Genomic DNA, 20203 nt, shown 5'->3' with positions numbered 1-20203 from the left:
GTTCAAAATAGGAACGCACAATCATGAATTGTATTTCCTACTCTATAGTCTTTCTCTATTATATCTAAATTAAGTAATTTGAGCAAAAATTAAGCCTTATTACTCCTGACCCAAGTGGACTTGAACATAATAACGAAAAATAGGACTATCAATACCTTATATTTTTGTTTAGCTTGATCTCAAACACAACTACAAAAATGAAATCCATTGTTAAACATATTTATCTATTAAATCCTACTACACCACAATAACCAAAACACCCTCTGAATAATCTTCTATTGATTCTACATTTACCCAATGCGGTTCATCATTTCGGAGCTTATGGAAGCGCAAAATAGTTTCTTCACCATCAAAGGACAAAATTAAAACAAATTGACTCGAAGGGAAGATCCCTTTTATTTTGTACCTCCATGTTTCCATCAAGTCAAGTGAAATCCTTAAACCTTCAAGTGGATGTAACAATATCAATATAATCCCCTAGATGAACATGATTATAAGTAGCCTCAAATCCTGTTCTATCTGGACAAAACCGATTCGATCTAAATTCCTTAGGTAAGTCCGACGTATCCCCTTGCTTCAAAAGTACGCAATGATCCCAATCTATAAACGTAGGAAACAAGATCTGCTTCACTTTAGGATAATACAAAGTAATGGAGTGTTCCCTTTCAATTCTCGCTAATGATATAAGGTAGTTTCCCATCACCTTGTTTAAGTATTTCTTCATCTACCTTCATCACTTCCAATCGATTATAAGGTCTTCACCAAGCAATTTAGTCATCCCAAATTTAGTATTAACGAATTCCTTATCCTTCAAAATTTCATTCACCCTATTGGTGCTTCGTTCTCTGTAATGACCTGCGGCTTTAATATTGTCTCCCACAGGATTCCTTTGCCGCTCATCTTCTCTAAGAACATGCCCATCTAAAAAACAGTTGAATCCCTCTATATTCATCCAATGTCTAAGGAAATAACCTACATCCAGACATAGCAACTAGGTCAAGGGGAGCCAATAGTATGATTACATTTATTACAAGTATATCCTTGTTTCGAATAATACTCAGAAGGACCTGTTCTCCAATATTCTACAAATGCTTGCAAATGAATATCACAATTAATTTGCTCGATAGACATTTTCTTTTCTAATTCAACCACATAGTTGCTATTAGACCATCCTGTACTTTCCGAGAATATATTATTCCCAGATGTTACTTCAAATTTTAAAATGGGAAGCAAATGTGAACAAAGCGGCATCTTCTTTCACCTACTTTCTCAATATCTATAATTGGTGAGGAGCTAAATTATCAATATCCTCAATATAGTATTCTGAAGTTAAATTCTGATCCCTCATATATTTTATCGCTAATATTAAATTCTTTTTCTAATAAAGATTTGTTTGGTATCAAAATTTTAACATTGTACTCTTTGCCCTTGCAATGACTGTACCCTCCTCACCATATACAACTAGGCATGATATTAAATCAGATCCTATTTCTAAAGGTATCCTCATATCAGACCATCCTGCGAGAAAGGGACTTCTCTCTTAACATATAACCATTCCTTCAATATGACCATACACCCGCACTGATACTTTGTGAGGATTGGGGAGCGAAAAACCTCTTATTTACTGTTTACCATCAACCCCACTATTTTAATGACCTCTACCTCCCCTACTTTCCTACTCCCTTCCATAAAATACCCATTGGATCCTATTTCAATCTTGTTTCTATGAATTTTTTTCTTATCTCATGAGAGACAATCCACATTCTCGCTGTACCTTCAGAACGAACTTTTCGTATATCTAATATTACGTTCCCCTCGCAATCCTCAAACTCTGGATAAATCATATAGTTGTTAGTTAAATCATTTTTAAATGCAAAGTCCCAACGTATCCCTTGATAAGGAAGTGATTCTCTTCCGCCCTCTTCTTCAGAATAAATTCGATACTTTACATCAAAATCTTGAGGCTGTAACAATCTATCTTCATAGGGGATCCAAGTAAACTTTTTCTTAATTTTATTAATAACATTTGATAGAGAATAAATCAGTTCCTGTTATTCAGTCAATTTCAACAACCTTCCTGATTTAATGTTGCGCATTGAAAGTAAGGATTCCACAAGCAAGACACAGAGCAAGATCTTGTATCCAAGTACATCATGGCTCAGTTTCGACCGAACAAAAACACATGTAACGAGTCCAATCTAACCAATCGGCTCAATCGTGAGTTTCAGGCAATATTCAAGATAATTAGGACAGAGTTTGTTGAAACTACGATTTGAACGTCTGCAACAACTAGAGTTAGAATTGTTCGCTTATGTTTCCTAGTTTAATCACATTTGAATCCACAGTACTTTTAATTATTTAACTATGAGGATTTCTTTTTAAATCCTCTATTAAAACACTCAAACAAGTCATAAAGTCATCTCTGTTTCTAGCATCATAGATCAAATCAACAATCTCTATTTTTTTCATTTCATTTCACACTTCCTTTTCTAAACAATTTTCCTTCTTAAACCAAGCTTATCTTCCATATCCATCTTATCTATAACTTCTTTTAACTCAGCGGTATCTACTTGCATATCAATTTGTTCATTAATTCCTCTATCATCTCAGAAACAGAAGCAGGTCACCTAATACCTTCTTCAAACTTCAATTTATTACCCCAATACATCACTTGAAAAATCAATCGAGTAACCCCAACCGCCTTCCTCTTCTACCTTAGATTTTCTATAGGCACCTATGTCAGGAAGTGGGATATCATTCTCATTTAAAATTCGAATAACATTCATTAGAGGGTTTAGAGAAAAATGATCCCTAAAGCCACCGTATAAGTTCTGAGCACCGATATCATACACTTCCACAATTAATTTAAATAACTCTTCCCTTTTATAAGAAGATAAATGTTCAAACCCAAATGTTTTTGCATATATCATCGATTCTTCTTTCGGAAAAAGGTGACCTAGCCTATCTTCCCATTCACTCAGATCTTCTGAATGCGTAAAACTAAGCAATTCCAATATGAGATGATTCATTTTGTCCGACTTAACCCCCCATGTTTCAGTCACTCTAATTATGCAATTTACTCCAAAGGCTAGGCGACCTCGTATTGAAATCTTCTCAAAATCTTTCTTTGAATACATGATACATCACCTTTCCGACCTTCAAAAATTGTAATACCCGGGCAGTTGGGATTTATTCCAACTGTCCGGACTTCAATCACTAGTGATATAGCCACCATCTATTAAAGTGGAATTATACTAGAATGAGAGAAAGTGAAATTACAATTTCACTAAATTACCTCCATCCTCTTAAACATATTTTAGCGTCCCAGCGTTTTTCTTTGTAGCGATACGGATTGTATAGGGCAATCCCCTTTTTGTCTACTCCGGTGAAGGCGTTTTGTTGGTCTTCGCCGTACAGAGTGTAGCCGTAGGTGCCGCGGACGTTCCCCTTCTCATCACACAGCATCTCCACGTCACCGCAGGTATTGGTGCCGTAGTAGGATTCTCCTTGTTCAGGGTGCGTCATGGAAAGACACTGTCCCCCAAGGAGCGTACGTGTAAGAGCGCGCAATCTTCCCTGCCACTTCTTCACTTAGGACCTCCTCCGTTACATTAGCAAAACAAAAAACCCTTTCGAGTGCCAGTAACCAACTTACCGACATTGTATCGGTGGATATAATTGGAATACAACCTACAGAAATAGTAATGTTTCGTCTCCATATATAAACTCACTATCATAATAGTACTGCTTTACGGTAAATAGCGGTCAAATCTATGGTTTCGTTCTCTCCTGACCCGAGTGGCTCTTGAGCATCTATAATGGAGAAGCAGGGATATTCCTTATCATATATATCTAGTACCTGAGTCAAAATCATGCCCTGATCAATCTACAAAATAGTCATGAAAGGGGCATTCTCCTTCGGTCGCTATCGCGTTTGGAAGGCGATAGCCATCGATCAGTTTTGGACTCTCTTGTTTCTCACCTATCTTTATTGTGCTTGCTTCCATGCACAAACAGGAATATAAGAGCTTCACTTCATGAGGAAAAAACGAAGCCTTGGATTCGTGGAGTGTGTCTATGAGCAGTCTCAACAGAGTGCGCTCTTATCCAAGGTGAAACAGCAATTGAACATTGCCTAGGCAATGTCTACCCTATTTTGTTGGATATGTATGTTGGCTGATTTGCTCATCTCAAGTTACTTATTTACTTTCTTCACTCCCTTTGGGATTTCGTAATGCCGAGCGAATATCCCTATAAAAATCACCATCATACAACCTCGAATTATCATTCATTAAAATCTCACGAGTTTTTTTTATCGCTACACGATCCTCTTCTGTTAATTTTTTTTCGTTTAATAATCTACTATGGTGATAAAATAACTCAAATATTATTATCCAACAACCGATTTGAAACCACTTTGTATGTGAAAACAAATACTGGAGTAACTTCTTACGATCCTCATATGTTTTCAATTGCATATCATTTTGATCGTATGCAGAGCGAACCATTATAGTGTGATAAAAGTCGAGTTCATTACAGTCTTCCAAAGTAGCTATATGTGTCTTGAAAAGTCTTTCATTTATGATTTTTCCCTTTTCATAACTATCTCGAATTGTATTTTGTTTATTGATATAGCCCTTCGCAACCTGATTAAAAGATTTCCATGCTTCTTGTATTTCTTCTGGTATTTCATTCCGATGAATATTATTAATACGTGATAATAGTTTGATTACTCTCTTGTAAGGATTCGCTGGGTATTTAGACCATTTCTTTCCTTTTTTTTCGATAAAAGAACCTGAGCAATCTATACTTGTGGATACCCACACTACATCTTCAAAATTATCATGACAAATTTCCTTTACAGGAGGAATGGTACCATCTGCTCTAACGATAAGTTTTGCTACTTCTGACGGGTCTTTAGAATCACTAAAAGTGATCTCAAAGTAGTCGGTTCCATTCATTCTAATCTTGCAACAAAAATGATCTATCAACTCTCCATTTTGATGAAATTCTTTCATCCTTTTCTTTACTTCTTCAGGTAAAGGCACTTTATTCCCAAATAAGAAAGCTTTTATTACACTCATTAAAAAGCCACCCTCCTTTAAGACAATAGTCCCATGGATTAAGTTTAATCCATGGGAGACATTCACTAATTCTGAGCTTCTTCTTTTCTACCAATTGTCTTTGCTGCCAAACCTCCTCTATAAAAGCCAGCTCAAACAACGGCTACTCCAAATACGCCAAGTGCTTTCGTGCCTACTGCCTTAACACCATTCAATACAGGGGATTGTGTAATACTTTTGAATAAGTTTCCCTGTTTTAGAAAAAAGACCTCCCTTACCGAGCTCATTTTGTCCAAATCTCTTAACTGAACTAAATATATACTTATGATAATTAAAATAATCCTTTAAACCAAGAAGATGATCCACTCCAGACCAGACGTCGAAGCCTAACTTCACTTTTTCGTTATCGACAGACACTCCTGCCCCAATCTCTAAGAAATCCTGCCCCTAACTGATAACTATTTTTAGCTAATCCATCTGAGGGTTTCAGGAAATGGAGATGGAGGCGGTGGCGTATCGCTCTTCTGCTGCTTCTCATGCCGTCATTTACATACTGATCCTTCTCTTCTTGAGCGGTTCTTGATTGTTTTCGTGGTCCCGCTACAGAACCGGCTCTTTACGGAAGGTGCCAAGGTTGCCCCCATTCAACGCCCGCTCCAGTCTCTCCTTCAAAGGTAGAACATAGTGCACGACCTCGGCTGGTATGAGCTTCTCACTCCTCAAGCACCGCTGACACAGGTGATGATCTCTTGCTAGTACCAACTCTCGTGCTTTCTTCCATCCCCTACTCATGTAGAATGACTCTTGTTTCTCTCTCATACTGGACACTCCTTCGTACCCAACATCATCATGAGTAGAAGAAAAGACTCGTCATTGCATAGTAAAGCCCCGTCCCTCCTATCCAAATATCACTTGAGTTCAAAGAAACGAGGCTCTACAAATTCCCACATTACCATACTACCACGTTAACACTCTATATATAGGTCAGTAACCGGTCAAAAAGCGATCATATCCACACAAATTAATACGTACAAAGTATTAGTTACTTATACACAAGGTGATCACACAGTGAGTCTACTATTTCTAATTTGTATGGAATTAATATTGAACAAGCGGATACCTTTCTAGCGGGTAGATCTCAAGAGTTCATACACTCTCAAGCTCTTAATTAACAAACCATTCTCTTAACCTAGGTTTCTCCACGTTCAGATTATTGTCCTAACTTCCTTTCTACACACTCCGCAAACTGAACTAACAATCTACCATTAATTAGATAACCAGTAATCACGCCCCACTTGATAACCCCATCCTTCATTCTCTGTTACTTTCGATTTTAAAAAGGGAGTTAAATCAGGAAGTTTAATATTATTTTTTTCAAGTATACGAACAACTTCCAAGGTTGGTATTAAGGTTACATCATTAGAAAAGCCACCTGCCATATTTCTCATTCCAATTAATAGAACTTCATCTATTAATTCTGTGAGATCACGCTGTTGTTCTTCACTAAGATATGTATATGAAAGCTGGGACGCATTAACCCACGGCCTATCATCATCTGGTAATAAATCATATACTTTTTGATCATGGTCATCATAACCTAAGAATTCCATAAAAAGCCAAAAATTACTAATTAATTCATCTGTCTTAGTATTTCTTACATTCCATTCAAAACAAACCTTTTCTAAACATGTAATACCAAAAGCCAGTCTCCCGCGAATTGAAATTGAAGATATCTTATCAATTAAATCCATTTTATACTCCCCCATGTTTAATATTGAATTATCTCAGAGTATCTTAGAAAAGCCTTCAAATCAATGAAAATAGACTTTCAAGAGGACCCTCTTAATAATTTTGAGCACTTATAAAGGTGGAAATATCTCTTGCAAGTTTTAGTTGAAGTCCACTCCGATAAAAATATTATAAATATCTGATGGTACAGTCACTTTACAGTTAGGATATCTCTCGTACGATGCTGGTGAGGGTAGATAGAATGTTCTCTGTATACACATCTAAATTACTTGATGTTGCACCGTCCAATAACGCTGCATTACAGGCTCTAAACTCTGCACCATTGCTAGGCAATTGATTATGTTAAGCACCAGGTGCTTTCTCTGCTAACTTTTTCATATTAGGATGTATCTGATCAGGAACATCATAATTTTTACCACTTACACGGGTCCAAGTCTGACCTGTTGTTCGGTCTACTACGGTAGAAACCGCTGCTACTGAATTTAGTTTTCTTTTTGAAGCTGCAGTAGCATTTATTGCTGCTCTCTTAACTTCGTTAGCAGCCCTTGCAATATCAATGGACTTCAGACCATCCTTAACCGCCTTTGTCGGTATGACCAGTATTATAAACCCAGCAGCGGCATAAAGTCGGGAAGTTTATTCACCATTAATATAGTCATACCCGGTAAAAAAAATTGCAACAAGCAATTGCTTCACCCATGACCCTTAATATCGTAAAACGAATATCTTTTTTTACCTATCCAGAAGATGATTCCATACACCCCACAGCCCGAGGGTTCCATCTACCAGGGCAAGACCTAGGACCACCTCTTGGTTGACTATACGAAGAACCAAACTTGTTTCAGCTTACTTATTTTATCGCCATTATAAGCAAATTGAGGAACAATATGACCGTCGAGATCACTATAACTGATCAGGTTGCCGCCCGTAAAGACATAGCGTGTGTAGTTGGCCACACTCATCGCCAGTTCCATATCCTGTGCGCGTCGTTATACATATCCCGTGTGTGGAAGCGACCTAGACTCGAGTTGTAATTCCGGAAACCCTGGTCGTAACTGTTGGTATCTGCGTCCCTGGCAATCCTCGATTTGTCTACTCCGGTGAAGGCGCTCTCTTGGTCTTCACCGTACAGCGTGTAACTGTAGGTAGCTCGCACATCTTCATCCTCATCATACAACACTTCACTCTGGATATCCTTCGAATTATAAAAGCCCGCTTTCACACATTGGTGATGCGGGCAATAAAACAAACTGTCATCGTTTGATAGATATTAGTTTCGTTCTACAATCAGAGATAGTTCATAATCACCTACTACTTTGCTGTATATATAGTCATAGGTAGCAATAATGAATTGGCGGTACTTGTCGGAACTTACCTTAACTCTCTTATCCATTGAGAATCTGCTACCTCATCAAAACTTAAATCACTCTTATTTTACATGTTTCAAGCCCAGGGTCCTAGTTGTTATAATACAAAACGTTCCTCCTAGTCATTGTATTGGTAATCTTCCCTGTCATACTCCCTACTTATTTTCACCTATTTCGTTGGGATTTCGTAAAGCCAAGCGAGTTTCTTCATAGAAATCAATATCATCTTTAAATAATCTTATATCTTCTTTCATATACTTTTCGTGGTTTATCTCTATATCCTTAAGATCTGCTTCTGTTAATTTTTTTTCATTCAATAATCTACTATGATGATATAACAACTCTAGAATCGCTAGCCACAATCCCCATTTAAACCATTTATTACAGGAAAACAAGTAACTAAGTAATTTTTTACGATCTTCGTAGGTATTCAACTGAACATGATTTTGATAGTATGCAGAATGAGCCATCTTCATATGATAACGTTCGAGTTCTTTACAGTCCTCCAACGATACAACATGCGTCTGAAAAAGCTTCTCATCTATCTTAATTCCTTTTTCATAACACTCTTGAATCACTTTCTGCTTATCAATATAGACCTCTGCAACTTTGCAATAGGACTTCCATGCTTCTCTTATATCTTGTGTCATTTGATTCCAAAAAGCGTTTTGAATACAAGATAACAGTTTCATTACTCTTTTGTAAGGATATGTCGGATATTTAGACCATTTTTTTCCTGACTTAGAAATAGCGACACATGCATTATCTGTGCTGTTGGCAATCCATACTACATCTTGAAAATTATCTTGACAGACCTCTTCTATTGGGGGAATAGAACCATCTTCTCTTATGATCAGCTTTGCTATTTTCGACGAATCTCTCACATTGTTATAGACAATCTCATAGTAGCCCATTCCGCCCATTTGTATCTTACAAAAGAAGTGGTCTATTATCTCACCCTCTTTTTGGAATTTATTCATACTCTTCTTAACTGCATCTGGCAGAGGGACTTTATTTCCAAATAGAAAAACCTTAAGTGTATTCATTAGTAATCGGTATACAGACACCTAGCCTTATATGATCATGCGTCCAAATCATCCCCTAGTTTTACCTCCCTATCAGTTCAAAGGTCTAATTCATTACATCGTAAGGATCTTCAACTACTGGAATAAACGGTTTGAAAAAGGGATCTACTTGCTGATTCAAACTTCCCCTCTTCATTACATATACTTGAGTTTCAGTCCCAGTAGGATCCTCTAAGCTCTGGTGATCAATAATATACAAAAGACCATACGACCCTGGAGTTGTCGTTGCTACATACCTAAAAAACTCAATAGGACTAATATCAGTCTCCAATTTCTTTAAAGGAGCACGATTCCTCATTCCTACAGTGTGCAAATAGTAATAACCATTCACGATACCTAACTTAAGAAGATCGTTTCCCCACTTCAATTCTTTCATTCTCATTTTAATCAAATGAACAGCCCTTTCCAACTCATCATCATCTTCATCACCTGATGTTAATTGTAGTGTAACCCACCCATGAAATTCGTACATTCTCAATCCCCCTAATACCCTAACGGCTTTGTGTAGACAACATCTACTCCATATCTTTCACTATACTCCTAGAGTTTTCTTGTAACATCTCTAACAGGCTCGTCTTCAAAATGTTAATAAACCTTTCTTCCTGTCGCTTTTGCCGCTTCAAAAGTGCAACACGAGATTCAGGCGCTAACTTCGGACCCATTCTCCCCAGCATCCCTGCTCCAAACAATGACACCCTGGCTGCTTCTGCTGCCGGAGTAGGCTCCATTACCGCTAGTGCAAAAGATATGCTTGCTATCCACATTTCTTGCTATGGCGTAAGTTTTACAGGCTTCATTTTTGTATCTGAACTTGTACATCCATAACTTATTTTACTCTGATAACATGGTTTGCTCGATTTGCTGCTCGTTGATGGAGATGGAGACGGTGGTGTATAGCTCCCAACATCTCAACGTCAGCGCGGATGTTAATTCTGTAGTAGATCGGTCTTTAAAGATTTGATTCATTGAATCTTTATAATTCATGAGTTAATTAAATTCCATATTAACCTAGATTTTTCATATACCTCAACCTCATCTGAATACACACCAGGATATTTATCTCTTTCTTGAGAAGAAGGATTAAATCTAGAAGAAGTATCTGATAATTCCATATAAAATAAATGTTCTTCCGAGCTTACTGAATCATCGGGCCCATTCAGATCATAAATCAAATGATATTGTTCACAAAATGTCTTACTATCTATACTCACTGGATCACCATTTAAATAACAACTAAGAATATACTTTATTCGTTCTCTCAAAGTACTTTCCATATAACCTCCACTTTATTTTTGGGAGCAAGCTAGTTTGCTCTCATCATTTTATTATTTCACCTTAGGTATCCCCGAGAAGGGTCCCATTGGATGGTATCATAGTAGGAGATTTCTCCTTAATCATGATGTGTCATGGACAGATGCTGTCCCCAGAAAGCGTCTGTGTAGGAGCTCGAAATTCCCCTGCAAGGTCAACAAAGTGAATAAATTCTTCGATAAGCTGTTCATTTGTTGGTTCAAATATTGGATTTCTTGGTCTATGACCAGATTTTCGATTTTCGCAGATGCTCATTGTCAATCTTGTAATCTGATCTGTTGAAGTTTCTCAAGCAAGGCATCACACATCCTTATTTTATCCACTTTATCTTCTTCATCTACAAGTCCTTCATCGAAACCAATACTCATCTTAGATATTTTTGTTCGAGCCTGCGCTATTTTCAAGTAGGCCTCTTCGATAAGATCTTTGTTATTCATCCAACAATTTTCATCTAAATTTAGGAATGTGAATATCATCTGACCATCATACGAGCCACAAAGTGGCTCCAATTCTAGTCTTTTTAACGCTTCGGGTACTGTGTACTCCAAAAAGATTTCCTGCCTAACACACCTAGAAACATCACTATCATCTAGTTCTGTTAATGCATAATTCCTCACCTTATGATACCATCTCGGGAGGGGGTAATCAGACTCAAAATCCGACTCCTCATCATATTTTATATTGTAAAGTTCCTCTATATCTCTAATTCTGAGAATCATTTTACTTAACCTCCACTCCCCAGTATTTAGTAACCACCCGAAAGAAAGAATTCTCAGGGTGGCTCTAACGTTTAATCCTCGGACGTTCGTTGGTATCTGCGTCCCAGCGTTTTTGGGTGTACCGATACGGGTTGTACATGACATTCTCCGGTTTGTCTACTCTGGTGAGGGCGCTTTCTTGGTCTTCGCCGTACAACGTGTAGCCATAGGTGCCGCGGACGTTCCCCTTCCCATCATACAGCCACGTCATCGCGGGTGTTGGTGCCGTAGTAGAAGGTTTCTCCTTGCTCATGATGCGTCATGGAAAAACGCTGTCCCCAAGGAGCGTACGTGTAGGAGCGCATGATCTTGCCGGCCACTTCTTCGCTTAGGATCTCCTCCGTTAGCAAAACAAAAAACCCTTTCGGGTGGCCAGTAACCAACTTACCCACATTGTATCGATGGATATAATTAGAATATAACCCTACAGATATAGCAATGTTTCGTCTCCATACATAACCTCACTATCATAATAGCGCTGCTTTACGGTAAATAGCGGTCAAAAAGCGGTCGAATCTATGGTTTCGTTCTGATGAAAAGAAAAGCCCCTGCTTCTCCTGACACTTGAGTGTTATCAGAAAAACGGGTTTTGACTAGTTTCAAGATCGCGTTACCACTTCCTAATTAGTGGTCACAATCATTCATCACCTACTCATGCCAGGACTATCTAGTAACAATAGTCCTACCTTCTCAAAGTACTAACTTCCACAGAGATTTTAGGTTGGATTTTGATAATAACTCGTGTGTACGCATCTTCATAGTCAAAAATACCTTCGAGGATATCTTTATCTCCCCATTTTTTCACTCTCAATGCTACTCCGTTTTCAAATGACAAACGGGAAATATTATTCCCCAAATACTCCATTATCATAAGCCTGTACACTGTTAAATTTCAGTTCATAGGGGTACCATTCATATCCCAAATGATTATTCTCACAAAGCTCGCCATTGATTTCGCCAATGAATTTTAGTTGGTTTGGGGAAAACCTCTGTTCTACCGAATCTAAAAATATACTATCTCTTCCATCGATTATTCCTAACTCAGTAATTACAGGAATATGTTTATTCATAATCCACTTCCCTTATTAAACTCGGGGAAGTCCCCCACCGTTTGTTGTTGAGAATCTCCTTGTTGTAGCAAACTCTAAAAGCTAAAAGCATTAACCCATCTGCACATACAATACGGGATTATAGAGAGCAAAGGAAGCTTGTTATATAAAATCTCAATTACAGAGAACTCTTGCTCATGTGCTTTCAATTATCTGGATTCAGATAAATTATACAAAAAAAATATCGCGTTTGTACCTAAGAGACACTCTATTGATTATAGGAAACAAATCATCCCATTCACCACCTGCTAATCCGGCTCCGATTTTGTAAGGAAGTCCAATTTTCGCATCGAAATCCTGAAATCTACCATCCAATTCTTTCATCATGTTAACTAGCGCAGCTTCAAACATAGGAATTACAGTATGGTCTCCCTTCCTTCCGAATTTGTATTGACCATAAAGATTAAAAATAATACGTTTCTTTGTTTGTGCATAAGATATCTTTCCTAAACGCTCTTCCCCAAAAGAGACCTTGAAATTTCTATCCGCATCAAATGCTTCAGGATACAAATGCTTATTTTGTTTAGCCACTCCCGCTCCCATTACATCGAAACAATTACATTGGTGACCTATTACAGTACAATCTGATTTAAGTAAATCTCCAACTATTATATGCACCATAAGTTAAACAACCCCTTTTAATATTCTAATCTCACACTAACTAAGAGGCTCCACCTTAGATTCCCATATATTAAGGAATTCTTGTTTTGATATTTCTGTTGCCTCAAATTCTTTCTCTTCAGATATTTCTTCAACAGTACCTACAGGAACTGGTGATAAAAACGCTCCATATTCAATAGTTTCTGTTGCAAATTCTACTTTTCCATCTCTATACATCACTATCTTACGAATTTCAAACCCTTTTTGATCAACTTCTAAATAATACTCAGTAGGTTCATCTTGTAACTCATGAATCCAAATTACTTTCATATAGCTCAAAAGTATACACTCCTTAAGGATAATCGTATCAAGGTATCTAGATACCTTTGGTATTGGGTCAATAGATTGGACACAAGAAACCTAGAATGTTTTATGCTCGTGACAGAGATCCGAGATTCATAGTAAAGCTGTTCGTACTCACATAGTATATAATAATCAATGTTCGATGTATTTGAAAATGTTTCGTTAATCTTGTTTTCAGATCTGGAAGGTAGAGAGATAAACACACTCTCGTTTGGTGATGCTATCGATACTAACGGTATCATAGCAGTTCCCTTTTCGGCTCATTCCCCTTTCATCGTGTATTGCTGTAGTCGATCTTAGTATTCAAATGAAAGATATAAACCGTGATGAGATCGCTCAGATGTTCATCATCTTTGATGATGTAATGATGAAGGTGTTCATTTTTTTGTTTGCCAAAGAAGGACTCTATGGGTGCATTATCATAAAGGAATTCCGCCTCGTTTACATTTGGAAGAGGGACGATCGATGAGCAGTTTGACAAAAGAATATCGCTTGGGACAAGGAAGCTTAAATCACTGGGTGAAGCAGTACCGCGAAGAATGCCGAAAAACGAATGCAAATAACGGATCTATCACAGGAGACAAAGATGTCTACGATCAACTCGCTCGCCTCCGAAAGGAAAAAGAGGAGTTAGAAAAGGAGAACCGTTTTTTAAAAAAGGCAGCAGCATTCTTTGCGAAGGAAACCGAAAAGTAATGTACTCATTCATAGAAGAGCATGCCTTCGAGTACGGTGTTCGATGGCTTCTCAAGCGGTTTCAATTATCCCCTCATGCGTACTATAACAACCGAAAACAACGAAAAGCGAGCTACTATAGACGAAAAGAAGCTGTGCTTAACATAATCAAAGACATTTATCATCGTTATCAAGGCAAGATGGGTTACCGGATGATTCAACAGCAATTGACGTATGAAGGGTATCGGTATAGCCGTTTAACGGTCTATAAGTACATGAAAGAGCTGGGTCTCCGTTCGATTGTATATAAAAGGAAACCACCGCACCTGAAAGGAAAGCCTCATAAGACCTTTCCTAATATTCTTAACAGAGATTTTTCTGCTAAGGGATCCAACCAGCGGTGGTGTACCGATTTCACCTACGTTCCTTTATCGAATGGGCGAATGCGTTACAACTGCTCCATCTTGGATTTAAGAGACCGAAGCATTGTAGCAACGAAAACGGCTTCTTATATGACAGCGGACTTAGCGATCGAAACCCTTCAAGAGGCCCTAAACCAACACTCTCCAAAGGAAGGGTTGATTTTACATAGTGATCAAGGAGTCCAGTTCACTTCAAAAGCCTTTATTCAATTCTGTGAGCAAAACGGGATTCAACAAAGTATGAGCAAAGCTGGCTCTCCTTTTGATAATGCTCCGATGGAATCCTTTTTTGGTAAGTTAAAGAATGAACAGCTTCATCATTATGTCATCAAAAATTAATGAACAGCTACATTCTCTAATTACCGATTATATTTTTCTTTATTACCATCACGTAAGACCTCATAGTGCTCTAGATGGAAAAACCCCGATGGAAGCAAGGTATCTTTAATATATTCTACTATCCGTTACAACTTTGCTTGACCAGGTCACAGTCTACTAAAAAGATCTCTGACTAACTTCACGAAAAATTCCCTCCATAACTCTAGAGTCATACTTTTCCTTCCTAATAATGAACTCATCCGAAATACATTCAAAAGTAGAATCCTCCAAACAAAAGACAAAATGCTTCTTATTTTTTAGTTTTCCTTGACTGTATAAAGGATGAATTTGAGATTGATTATCCAATTCCATTATCCACGTTGAGTTCTCGACATGAAATACTCCATATGACTCTAATCCCTTATCCCATAGTCTATGACTTTTACGAATTTCTACGTTTGGAGATCCAAATTGAAGTTTCATACAATGAGGAAATTCGATAATGACTATCTCATCATCATGATCACTATATGCAGAGGGATCATTCCAATCTAGTTCATTTACAAGATTGAAAACCATAATGGTTCTTCTATCATTAGAAACCAAAAATGGCTCTGATATATTCCATCCAATTAGACTTTCAACAGCCTTTACTACTTCTTCTTTACTAGCTTTGAAAGACAAAATAATTCTCCTCCATTTTTCAATAACTGCACAGGTACCTGTGCAGTTATTGAATTTAATGTGTAATGACCCTACTCAAGATTACTTTGGAAACGTCCAATGCATCTTTATCACCTACTGATAAATCGTCTACACACTTGTTATGCACAAAGATGTGCATATTCGAAACAAAATACGTGTGGAAATCCGCTACCTCAAAGTTGTACACCTTGACGGGGTTTTCCTTCTTCTTGCGAACCACTTGTTCAACCGGAAGAATCTCTCCATCACTGGTCTCCAACTCATCTCACGCTTCAAGGTCTTTAGCTTTCATCCATCCTTTACCCTTCACCCAGAAAGGATGTTCATCCGTGGTTTCAATCATCTCTCCATCGACATGGACTTTGTAAATCTCGTCCATTTCACGCTGGAAGAGTTGGGTGACTTTCTTGTATTCCGTCTCTCCGGTTCTTAGAGAGAACTTTTTCATCCACTTCGACCCCTTCAATGGGTTTTTCGCCTTCTGAAGTGAAAATCTTCGGTACAAAGAAAAAGCACACACTAGAAGGTGTATCTATTCGAACCATTTTCAGGCCACTTTGTGCCTGCCTATTACTCCTCATCCTGCTCCAGGTAGTATTCAGTCATCTCGCAAAAATAAATCCCTGTTCCTCTTAACTTTTAACCCAAGTAGCACTTGAGCGTTTTAGAGAAACAGGGATTTGCTATATCATCAAAATATAGTCTACTAGCACCCTACATAAGAAAAAAGAACATACTTCAGACATCGAACTCCTGCTACGAATACGTTGATCTCCTTCAATTCATGCAAGATGACGAAGGACCATTTTAATAGGCGTGATTCCTATATTCAATGGGGGGAACTCACTCCCCTAATATCTAAAATTCACTTCGATAGAATTTACAATTTTTTTACTCACCTATATATGCTTATCTATATAATCTTCAAACTCCCACCTACCCAACCGACTCAATTTACCCGCCACTTCTTCCCAGTTATCCCCTGTACAACTGCTGATATATTTTTCTATAAACCCCATCAACCTTTCGAAGTCATACTTAGCCATGATCAAGCGATGTCTCCCCATAACTACTTCACTGCGATCGTATTCTCTAAGAATCCATTTTGGAGTACAGACTTCAACCTCAAATGACTCTTCTCCATCCATACCTTTTGGACCCACCAGCAATTGAAGAGAAAAGGAGAACTCCTCCTCATTAAGAGGCATGAAGTTCAAAACATCATCCACATCAGTCGAGTAGAAACCTTTCAGCTCCGCGTTCATACTAGCATTACCTCCTAGTCTTGTATATATAGGTGTGCATTAGATTGCCATCCTTTGCTCTTCTGCCCTTCAAATCGCTGTTCAAAATTTGCTTGATATATGCCTAGTCTTGGTTTAAAACTTGGTGGACGATACTGCCTCATACCATCCAAACTCACATGAGTTTTACCATCACTAGCTATTTTATATCCAGGGCCAACCCATGCTTTACCCATCAAATCAGCTTCATTAGAACTGCCTTCACCAATTCCAAAATTCCCCTTATCTGCCGCTGCTTCACGTAATTGACCACTCATTTTCGCTTCGTCTACACACTTGTTATGCACAAAGATGTGCATATCCAAAACAAAATACGTGTGGAAATCCGCTACCTCAAAGTTATACACTGTGACGGGGTTTTCCTTCTTCTTGCGAACCACCTGCTCAACCGGAAGAATTTCTCCCTCACTGGTTTCTAGCTCATCTCCTGACTGGAGATTCTTCGCTTTCGTCCATCCTCTACTCTTCACCCAGAAAGGATGTTCATCCGTGGTTTCAATCATTTCTCCATCGACATGAACTTCGTAAATCTCGTCCACTTCACGCTGGAAGAGTTGGGTGACTTCTTTGTATTCCATCTCTCCTGTTTTCTCGTTTTTGGAGAAAACTTTGTCCCCCACTTCGACCTCTTCAATGGGTTTTTCGCCCTCTGCAAGTCGCCTGCCCTACCCGACATCCTACGTATCAAGAAGGATAATTAAAGCATACTTCAACCCCCATCGGACTAACAGGTGGGGGTTATTTTACGCTTACGACTCAAGTAAGCGAAGGCGGTTGTCTCTTCCGTTTCCATGCCTGCGTTGCCCGTTTTGCTCAGGGTACGGCCCGTAGGCGTCATAGCGCTGAATTGAATAAACGAAGAGTAGAGCAAGGATTTAATTCCCCTCACTCTACTCTTCTGGACTACACTCATAAGCCTGTACAGTTTACTCCCTTCATTGTTCCCGGTCAAACTCGACCTTAATTTTCCGGTCCAATCTACTATAGCCGATCCACATATATTTGAGTAACAATGCGAAAATTATCCCTTAATTCCCTCTAACAACTCAGGAAATTCATCTAAAGCACGCTTCACATCATATGAAATCGATCCATAGCTTCCGACTCCATAATCACCGATATATTTAGGTTTATGATTTATTGGATTTCCTTCTTCATCGACTATTTTCTTTATAGTAATATCCCAAAAACCATAATCTCTTTTCATAAATTCAGTTATATCCAAGAACCCTATTGTTTGAAAGTAACCCTTTAACCATCCTTGGTTGTTAATAATTTGGGGTGGAAAAAGGAGATCTTGCGACATCAGATCCTTTGGAACTTCCTTTTTTAATGAAAGAAACTTGTATACATATACAAGGCTCATACCATTAATCATCAAATTTTCACTTGGAATCTTAATACGAACAACAAGCCCAAAAGCATAGATGCCTTCTTTCGGCTGAATAACAAACACGTCCCCTCTCTTTGGTCTTTTTCTTGAGGGAATCATCTTAACCAAATGATCCATGAGTTATAACCCCTTTTCATTATTAACAGGAAGTAGGGGATAAATATGTCATCCCCTAACCTTTTATTACATAACTACGTTGTAACTCTTAATCTGTCTTATACCCATTTTTCCTTCTCCAATTATCTCCCCATTCAACTGCATCATCATACCATGATCTTCTCAGGCTGGTGCTATTAATTTTAATCGAGAAGTGAGGATTATCATTGATGAATGACTGTTCAATTGCTCGAGCCCTCCTTCTACTCAATGGTTCAGTAGTAATTGATGTTAACAAATCAAATCTATCTCCATGCTGTTGAGCACGTTTGGCTGGATCTTTAGCAATTCCCACATAAGTAATTTCTCCATTTTTCAAACCCAAGTATACATGAGTTGGAGCCCCTTTATCTAATACACACTGATTATGCACAAATACATGCAGATTCGAAACAAAATACGTATGGAAATCCACTACCTCAAAGTTGTACACCTTGACGGGGTTTTTCCTGCTTCTTACGGATTACTTTCTCTACTGAAAGAAATTCACCTTCACTAGTTGCCAGCTCATCTCCTGACTGAAGGTCATGTGCACTCACCCAGCCTTGACCTTTTACCCAGAAAGGATGCTCTTCCGTGGTTTCAATGGCCTCTCCATCTACATGAACTTCGTATATCTCATCCACTTCACGCTGGAAGAGTTGGGTGACTTCTTTGTATTCCATCTCTCCTACTTTCTCATTTTTGGAGAGAATTTTATCCCCAATTTCGATTTCTCCGAAGGGCTTTTCGCCTTCAGAGGTAAGAATCAATGTCCCAGCAACAAAACACATTTCAGGTGTTTTCAATAACTTCCGGGCTGCTACTAATACAGGTAGTTGCCACGTATCAGAACCGACTCACGTGCCTTCTTCCACTCCTTGCTATTGTAGAACGGTAGTGGTTTCTTCACAGGTGGACACCCTCTTTATTCATTGTGGACGGTTGACCCTCCCCTTTTTATTCCAAACAAAAACACCCTTTCGGGTGCCTGTGAACAGCTAACTGACTGACAACATGTCGGTCGGTTCAACTGGAATATTCCTTATAAGTATTGTCCTGTTTCAGCTCCATGAACTACCTCACAACCATGATAGCACTGTTTTTCTGGTATAGCGGTCAAAAGCGGTCAAATAATTAGAGTTTATAGTCAGACTTAAGCCAAAACGTCCACATTATTTAGATATATATCTAACTCGGGCTACTTATCCATCCATATCCACTGTTCTTACCCCCACAATTTGGGCAACGTTTGATTAATCGATTATTTGGCTTCCAAGTATGTGTGCAATTTGTACACATGTACCATCCCTCTCCTAAATCTTCTACAGGCATTAGAGAGGATAGAACAATTTCTTCTCCAAAGCGACTCTCTCTACCCATCCAATTGGAAGCATCACGATATAGCATCCTTGAACAAGTTATTCTATTACAATCAAAATCGAGTTTAATAGTTTTTTTCCCATTCATCTTATTTTCCTTGTATTCACCAAATGCATTAGACAAATAGTTGGACTCCACCAAATCTAATTTGCTAACGTTCCCAAGTAATATCTCTATCGCAGATGGATTTTTCCATTGCTTTTGAATGAGAATCCTGAGGTTATATTGGAAATCAGCCGACATTGACAGATCACTATCTACATAGGCTTCATTTATGATATGCATCTCTTTAATTAAGCCATCATGAAGATTATGTGTTAATTTAAAGAAGTCATCAAGTTTTTCTTGTGAGTCTACATCTACAAAGCAATCGAGGGGTTTAACATCCAAAAAATTTTCCATTGTTATAACGACTCCTATTACGATTTGATTAGCAACCTGTCATGTGTGTTTTATGACAGGT

The 20203-nt window shown here is 38.2% G+C and carries 27 protein-coding genes and 2 pseudogenes; 2 read left to right on the top strand and 27 right to left on the bottom strand.

Annotation, left to right across the window (positions count from 1 at the left end; genetic code table 11):
- Positions 1 to 445: 445 nt before the first annotated feature.
- From NXZ84_RS04810 to NXZ84_RS04725, 18 genes are all read right to left on the bottom strand, one after another.
- Positions 446 to 724, bottom strand: coding sequence for a hypothetical protein (locus NXZ84_RS04810; RefSeq protein ID WP_258839136.1), 279 nt, complete (start codon positions 722 to 724; stop codon positions 446 to 448).
- Between the two features lie 982 nt (positions 725 to 1706).
- Complete coding sequence (locus NXZ84_RS04805; RefSeq protein ID WP_258839135.1) at positions 1707 to 1973, bottom strand: hypothetical protein; 267 nt, start codon at positions 1971 to 1973, stop codon at positions 1707 to 1709.
- 681 nt (positions 1974 to 2654) lie between these two features.
- The gene (locus tag NXZ84_RS04800; RefSeq protein WP_258839134.1) at positions 2655 to 3137 is read right to left on the bottom strand and encodes a hypothetical protein; all 483 of its coding nucleotides are present in this window, start codon (positions 3135 to 3137) and stop codon (positions 2655 to 2657) included.
- Between the two features lie 154 nt (positions 3138 to 3291).
- Positions 3292 to 3591 (bottom strand): hypothetical protein, encoded by a 300-nt coding sequence (locus NXZ84_RS04795; protein ID WP_258839133.1) that lies wholly within the window; start codon positions 3589 to 3591, stop codon positions 3292 to 3294.
- Between the two features lie 290 nt (positions 3592 to 3881).
- A complete protein-coding gene (locus NXZ84_RS04790) occupies positions 3882 to 4007 on the bottom strand; it encodes a hypothetical protein (protein ID WP_258839132.1) in 126 nt (41 codons plus the stop codon).
- A gap of 192 nt (positions 4008 to 4199) precedes the next feature.
- Positions 4200 to 5084 (bottom strand): hypothetical protein, encoded by an 885-nt coding sequence (locus tag NXZ84_RS04785; RefSeq protein ID WP_258839131.1) that lies wholly within the window; start codon positions 5082 to 5084, stop codon positions 4200 to 4202.
- Between the two features lie 1244 nt (positions 5085 to 6328).
- Positions 6329 to 6814 (bottom strand): hypothetical protein, encoded by a 486-nt coding sequence (locus NXZ84_RS04780; RefSeq protein ID WP_258839130.1) that lies wholly within the window; start codon positions 6812 to 6814, stop codon positions 6329 to 6331.
- Between the two features lie 816 nt (positions 6815 to 7630).
- A complete protein-coding gene (locus NXZ84_RS04775; protein WP_258839129.1) occupies positions 7631 to 7774 on the bottom strand; it encodes a hypothetical protein in 144 nt (47 codons plus the stop codon).
- A 308-nt stretch (positions 7775 to 8082) separates the two neighbouring features.
- Complete coding sequence (locus NXZ84_RS04770; protein ID WP_258839128.1) at positions 8083 to 8205, bottom strand: hypothetical protein; 123 nt, start codon at positions 8203 to 8205, stop codon at positions 8083 to 8085.
- A 129-nt stretch (positions 8206 to 8334) separates the two neighbouring features.
- Positions 8335 to 9225, bottom strand: a complete 891-nt coding sequence (locus NXZ84_RS04765) for a hypothetical protein (RefSeq protein ID WP_258839127.1) — start codon at positions 9223 to 9225, stop codon at positions 8335 to 8337.
- A gap of 85 nt (positions 9226 to 9310) precedes the next feature.
- A complete protein-coding gene (locus NXZ84_RS04760) occupies positions 9311 to 9736 on the bottom strand; it encodes an immunity 7 family protein (protein ID WP_258839126.1) in 426 nt (141 codons plus the stop codon).
- A gap of 43 nt (positions 9737 to 9779) precedes the next feature.
- On the bottom strand, positions 9780 to 10028 hold the full coding sequence (locus tag NXZ84_RS04755; protein ID WP_258839125.1) for a hypothetical protein: 249 nt from the start codon (positions 10026 to 10028) through the stop codon (positions 9780 to 9782).
- 216 nt (positions 10029 to 10244) lie between these two features.
- Positions 10245 to 10538: a hypothetical protein gene (locus NXZ84_RS04750; protein ID WP_258839124.1), complete on the bottom strand. Its 294-nt coding sequence runs from the start codon at positions 10536 to 10538 to the stop codon at positions 10245 to 10247.
- Between the two features lie 294 nt (positions 10539 to 10832).
- Complete coding sequence (locus NXZ84_RS04745) at positions 10833 to 11294, bottom strand: contact-dependent growth inhibition system immunity protein (protein WP_258839123.1); 462 nt, start codon at positions 11292 to 11294, stop codon at positions 10833 to 10835.
- 233 nt (positions 11295 to 11527) lie between these two features.
- Positions 11528 to 11725 (bottom strand): hypothetical protein, encoded by a 198-nt coding sequence (locus NXZ84_RS04740; protein WP_258839122.1) that lies wholly within the window; start codon positions 11723 to 11725, stop codon positions 11528 to 11530.
- Between the two features lie 453 nt (positions 11726 to 12178).
- Positions 12179 to 12403 carry a hypothetical protein gene (locus tag NXZ84_RS04735; RefSeq protein ID WP_258839121.1) on the bottom strand — a complete coding sequence of 75 codons (225 nt, stop codon included), beginning with the start codon at positions 12401 to 12403 and terminating at the stop codon, positions 12179 to 12181.
- A gap of 207 nt (positions 12404 to 12610) precedes the next feature.
- Entirely contained in the window at positions 12611 to 13063 is a 453-nt protein-coding gene (locus NXZ84_RS04730; RefSeq protein ID WP_258839120.1) for a macro domain-containing protein, read from the bottom strand.
- 36 nt (positions 13064 to 13099) lie between these two features.
- Positions 13100 to 13372, bottom strand: coding sequence for a DUF6881 domain-containing protein (locus NXZ84_RS04725; RefSeq protein ID WP_396654028.1), 273 nt, complete (start codon positions 13370 to 13372; stop codon positions 13100 to 13102).
- A 498-nt stretch (positions 13373 to 13870) separates the two neighbouring features.
- Here NXZ84_RS04725 and NXZ84_RS04720 point away from each other — a divergent pair, with 498 nt between their 5' ends.
- Positions 13871 to 14101, top strand: coding sequence for a hypothetical protein (locus NXZ84_RS04720; protein ID WP_396654004.1), 231 nt, complete (start codon positions 13871 to 13873; stop codon positions 14099 to 14101).
- Complete coding sequence (locus NXZ84_RS04715) at positions 14101 to 14841, top strand: IS3 family transposase (RefSeq protein WP_258839117.1); 741 nt, start codon at positions 14101 to 14103, stop codon at positions 14839 to 14841. Before NXZ84_RS04720 ends, NXZ84_RS04715 begins: the two co-directional genes overlap by 1 nt.
- Before the next feature lie 156 nt (positions 14842 to 14997).
- Here the strand turns inward: NXZ84_RS04715 and NXZ84_RS04710 are convergent, their stop codons facing one another.
- The 9 genes and pseudogenes from NXZ84_RS04710 to NXZ84_RS04670 form a co-directional block, all read right to left on the bottom strand.
- Positions 14998 to 15504 carry a hypothetical protein gene (locus NXZ84_RS04710; protein WP_258839116.1) on the bottom strand — a complete coding sequence of 169 codons (507 nt, stop codon included), beginning with the start codon at positions 15502 to 15504 and terminating at the stop codon, positions 14998 to 15000.
- A 55-nt stretch (positions 15505 to 15559) separates the two neighbouring features.
- Positions 15560 to 15973 (bottom strand): annotated as a pseudogene (locus tag NXZ84_RS04705) (polymorphic toxin-type HINT domain-containing protein).
- 451 nt (positions 15974 to 16424) lie between these two features.
- Complete coding sequence (locus NXZ84_RS04700) at positions 16425 to 16790, bottom strand: immunity 8 family protein (RefSeq protein ID WP_258839115.1); 366 nt, start codon at positions 16788 to 16790, stop codon at positions 16425 to 16427.
- A 14-nt stretch (positions 16791 to 16804) separates the two neighbouring features.
- Positions 16805 to 17473 (bottom strand): annotated as a pseudogene (locus NXZ84_RS04695) (polymorphic toxin-type HINT domain-containing protein); the annotation flags it as partial.
- Between the two features lie 80 nt (positions 17474 to 17553).
- The gene (locus NXZ84_RS04690; protein ID WP_258839114.1) at positions 17554 to 17742 is read right to left on the bottom strand and encodes a hypothetical protein; all 189 of its coding nucleotides are present in this window, start codon (positions 17740 to 17742) and stop codon (positions 17554 to 17556) included.
- A gap of 108 nt (positions 17743 to 17850) precedes the next feature.
- Positions 17851 to 18339 carry an immunity 26/phosphotriesterase HocA family protein gene (locus NXZ84_RS04685; protein ID WP_258839113.1) on the bottom strand — a complete coding sequence of 163 codons (489 nt, stop codon included), beginning with the start codon at positions 18337 to 18339 and terminating at the stop codon, positions 17851 to 17853.
- An 88-nt stretch (positions 18340 to 18427) separates the two neighbouring features.
- A complete protein-coding gene (locus tag NXZ84_RS04680) occupies positions 18428 to 18697 on the bottom strand; it encodes a hypothetical protein (RefSeq protein WP_258839112.1) in 270 nt (89 codons plus the stop codon).
- Positions 18698 to 18797: 100 nt separating this feature from the next.
- Positions 18798 to 19166 carry an HINT domain-containing protein gene (locus NXZ84_RS04675; RefSeq protein ID WP_258839111.1) on the bottom strand — a complete coding sequence of 123 codons (369 nt, stop codon included), beginning with the start codon at positions 19164 to 19166 and terminating at the stop codon, positions 18798 to 18800.
- Positions 19167 to 19548: 382 nt separating this feature from the next.
- Positions 19549 to 20142 carry a hypothetical protein gene (locus NXZ84_RS04670; protein ID WP_258839110.1) on the bottom strand — a complete coding sequence of 198 codons (594 nt, stop codon included), beginning with the start codon at positions 20140 to 20142 and terminating at the stop codon, positions 19549 to 19551.
- Between the last annotated feature and the right edge of the window lie 61 nt (positions 20143 to 20203).

The organism is Mechercharimyces sp. CAU 1602, assembly GCF_024753565.1.
Classification (GTDB): domain Bacteria; phylum Bacillota; class Bacilli; order Thermoactinomycetales; family JANTPT01; genus Mechercharimyces.
This window is presented reverse-complemented; position numbering and strand designations above follow the sequence as displayed.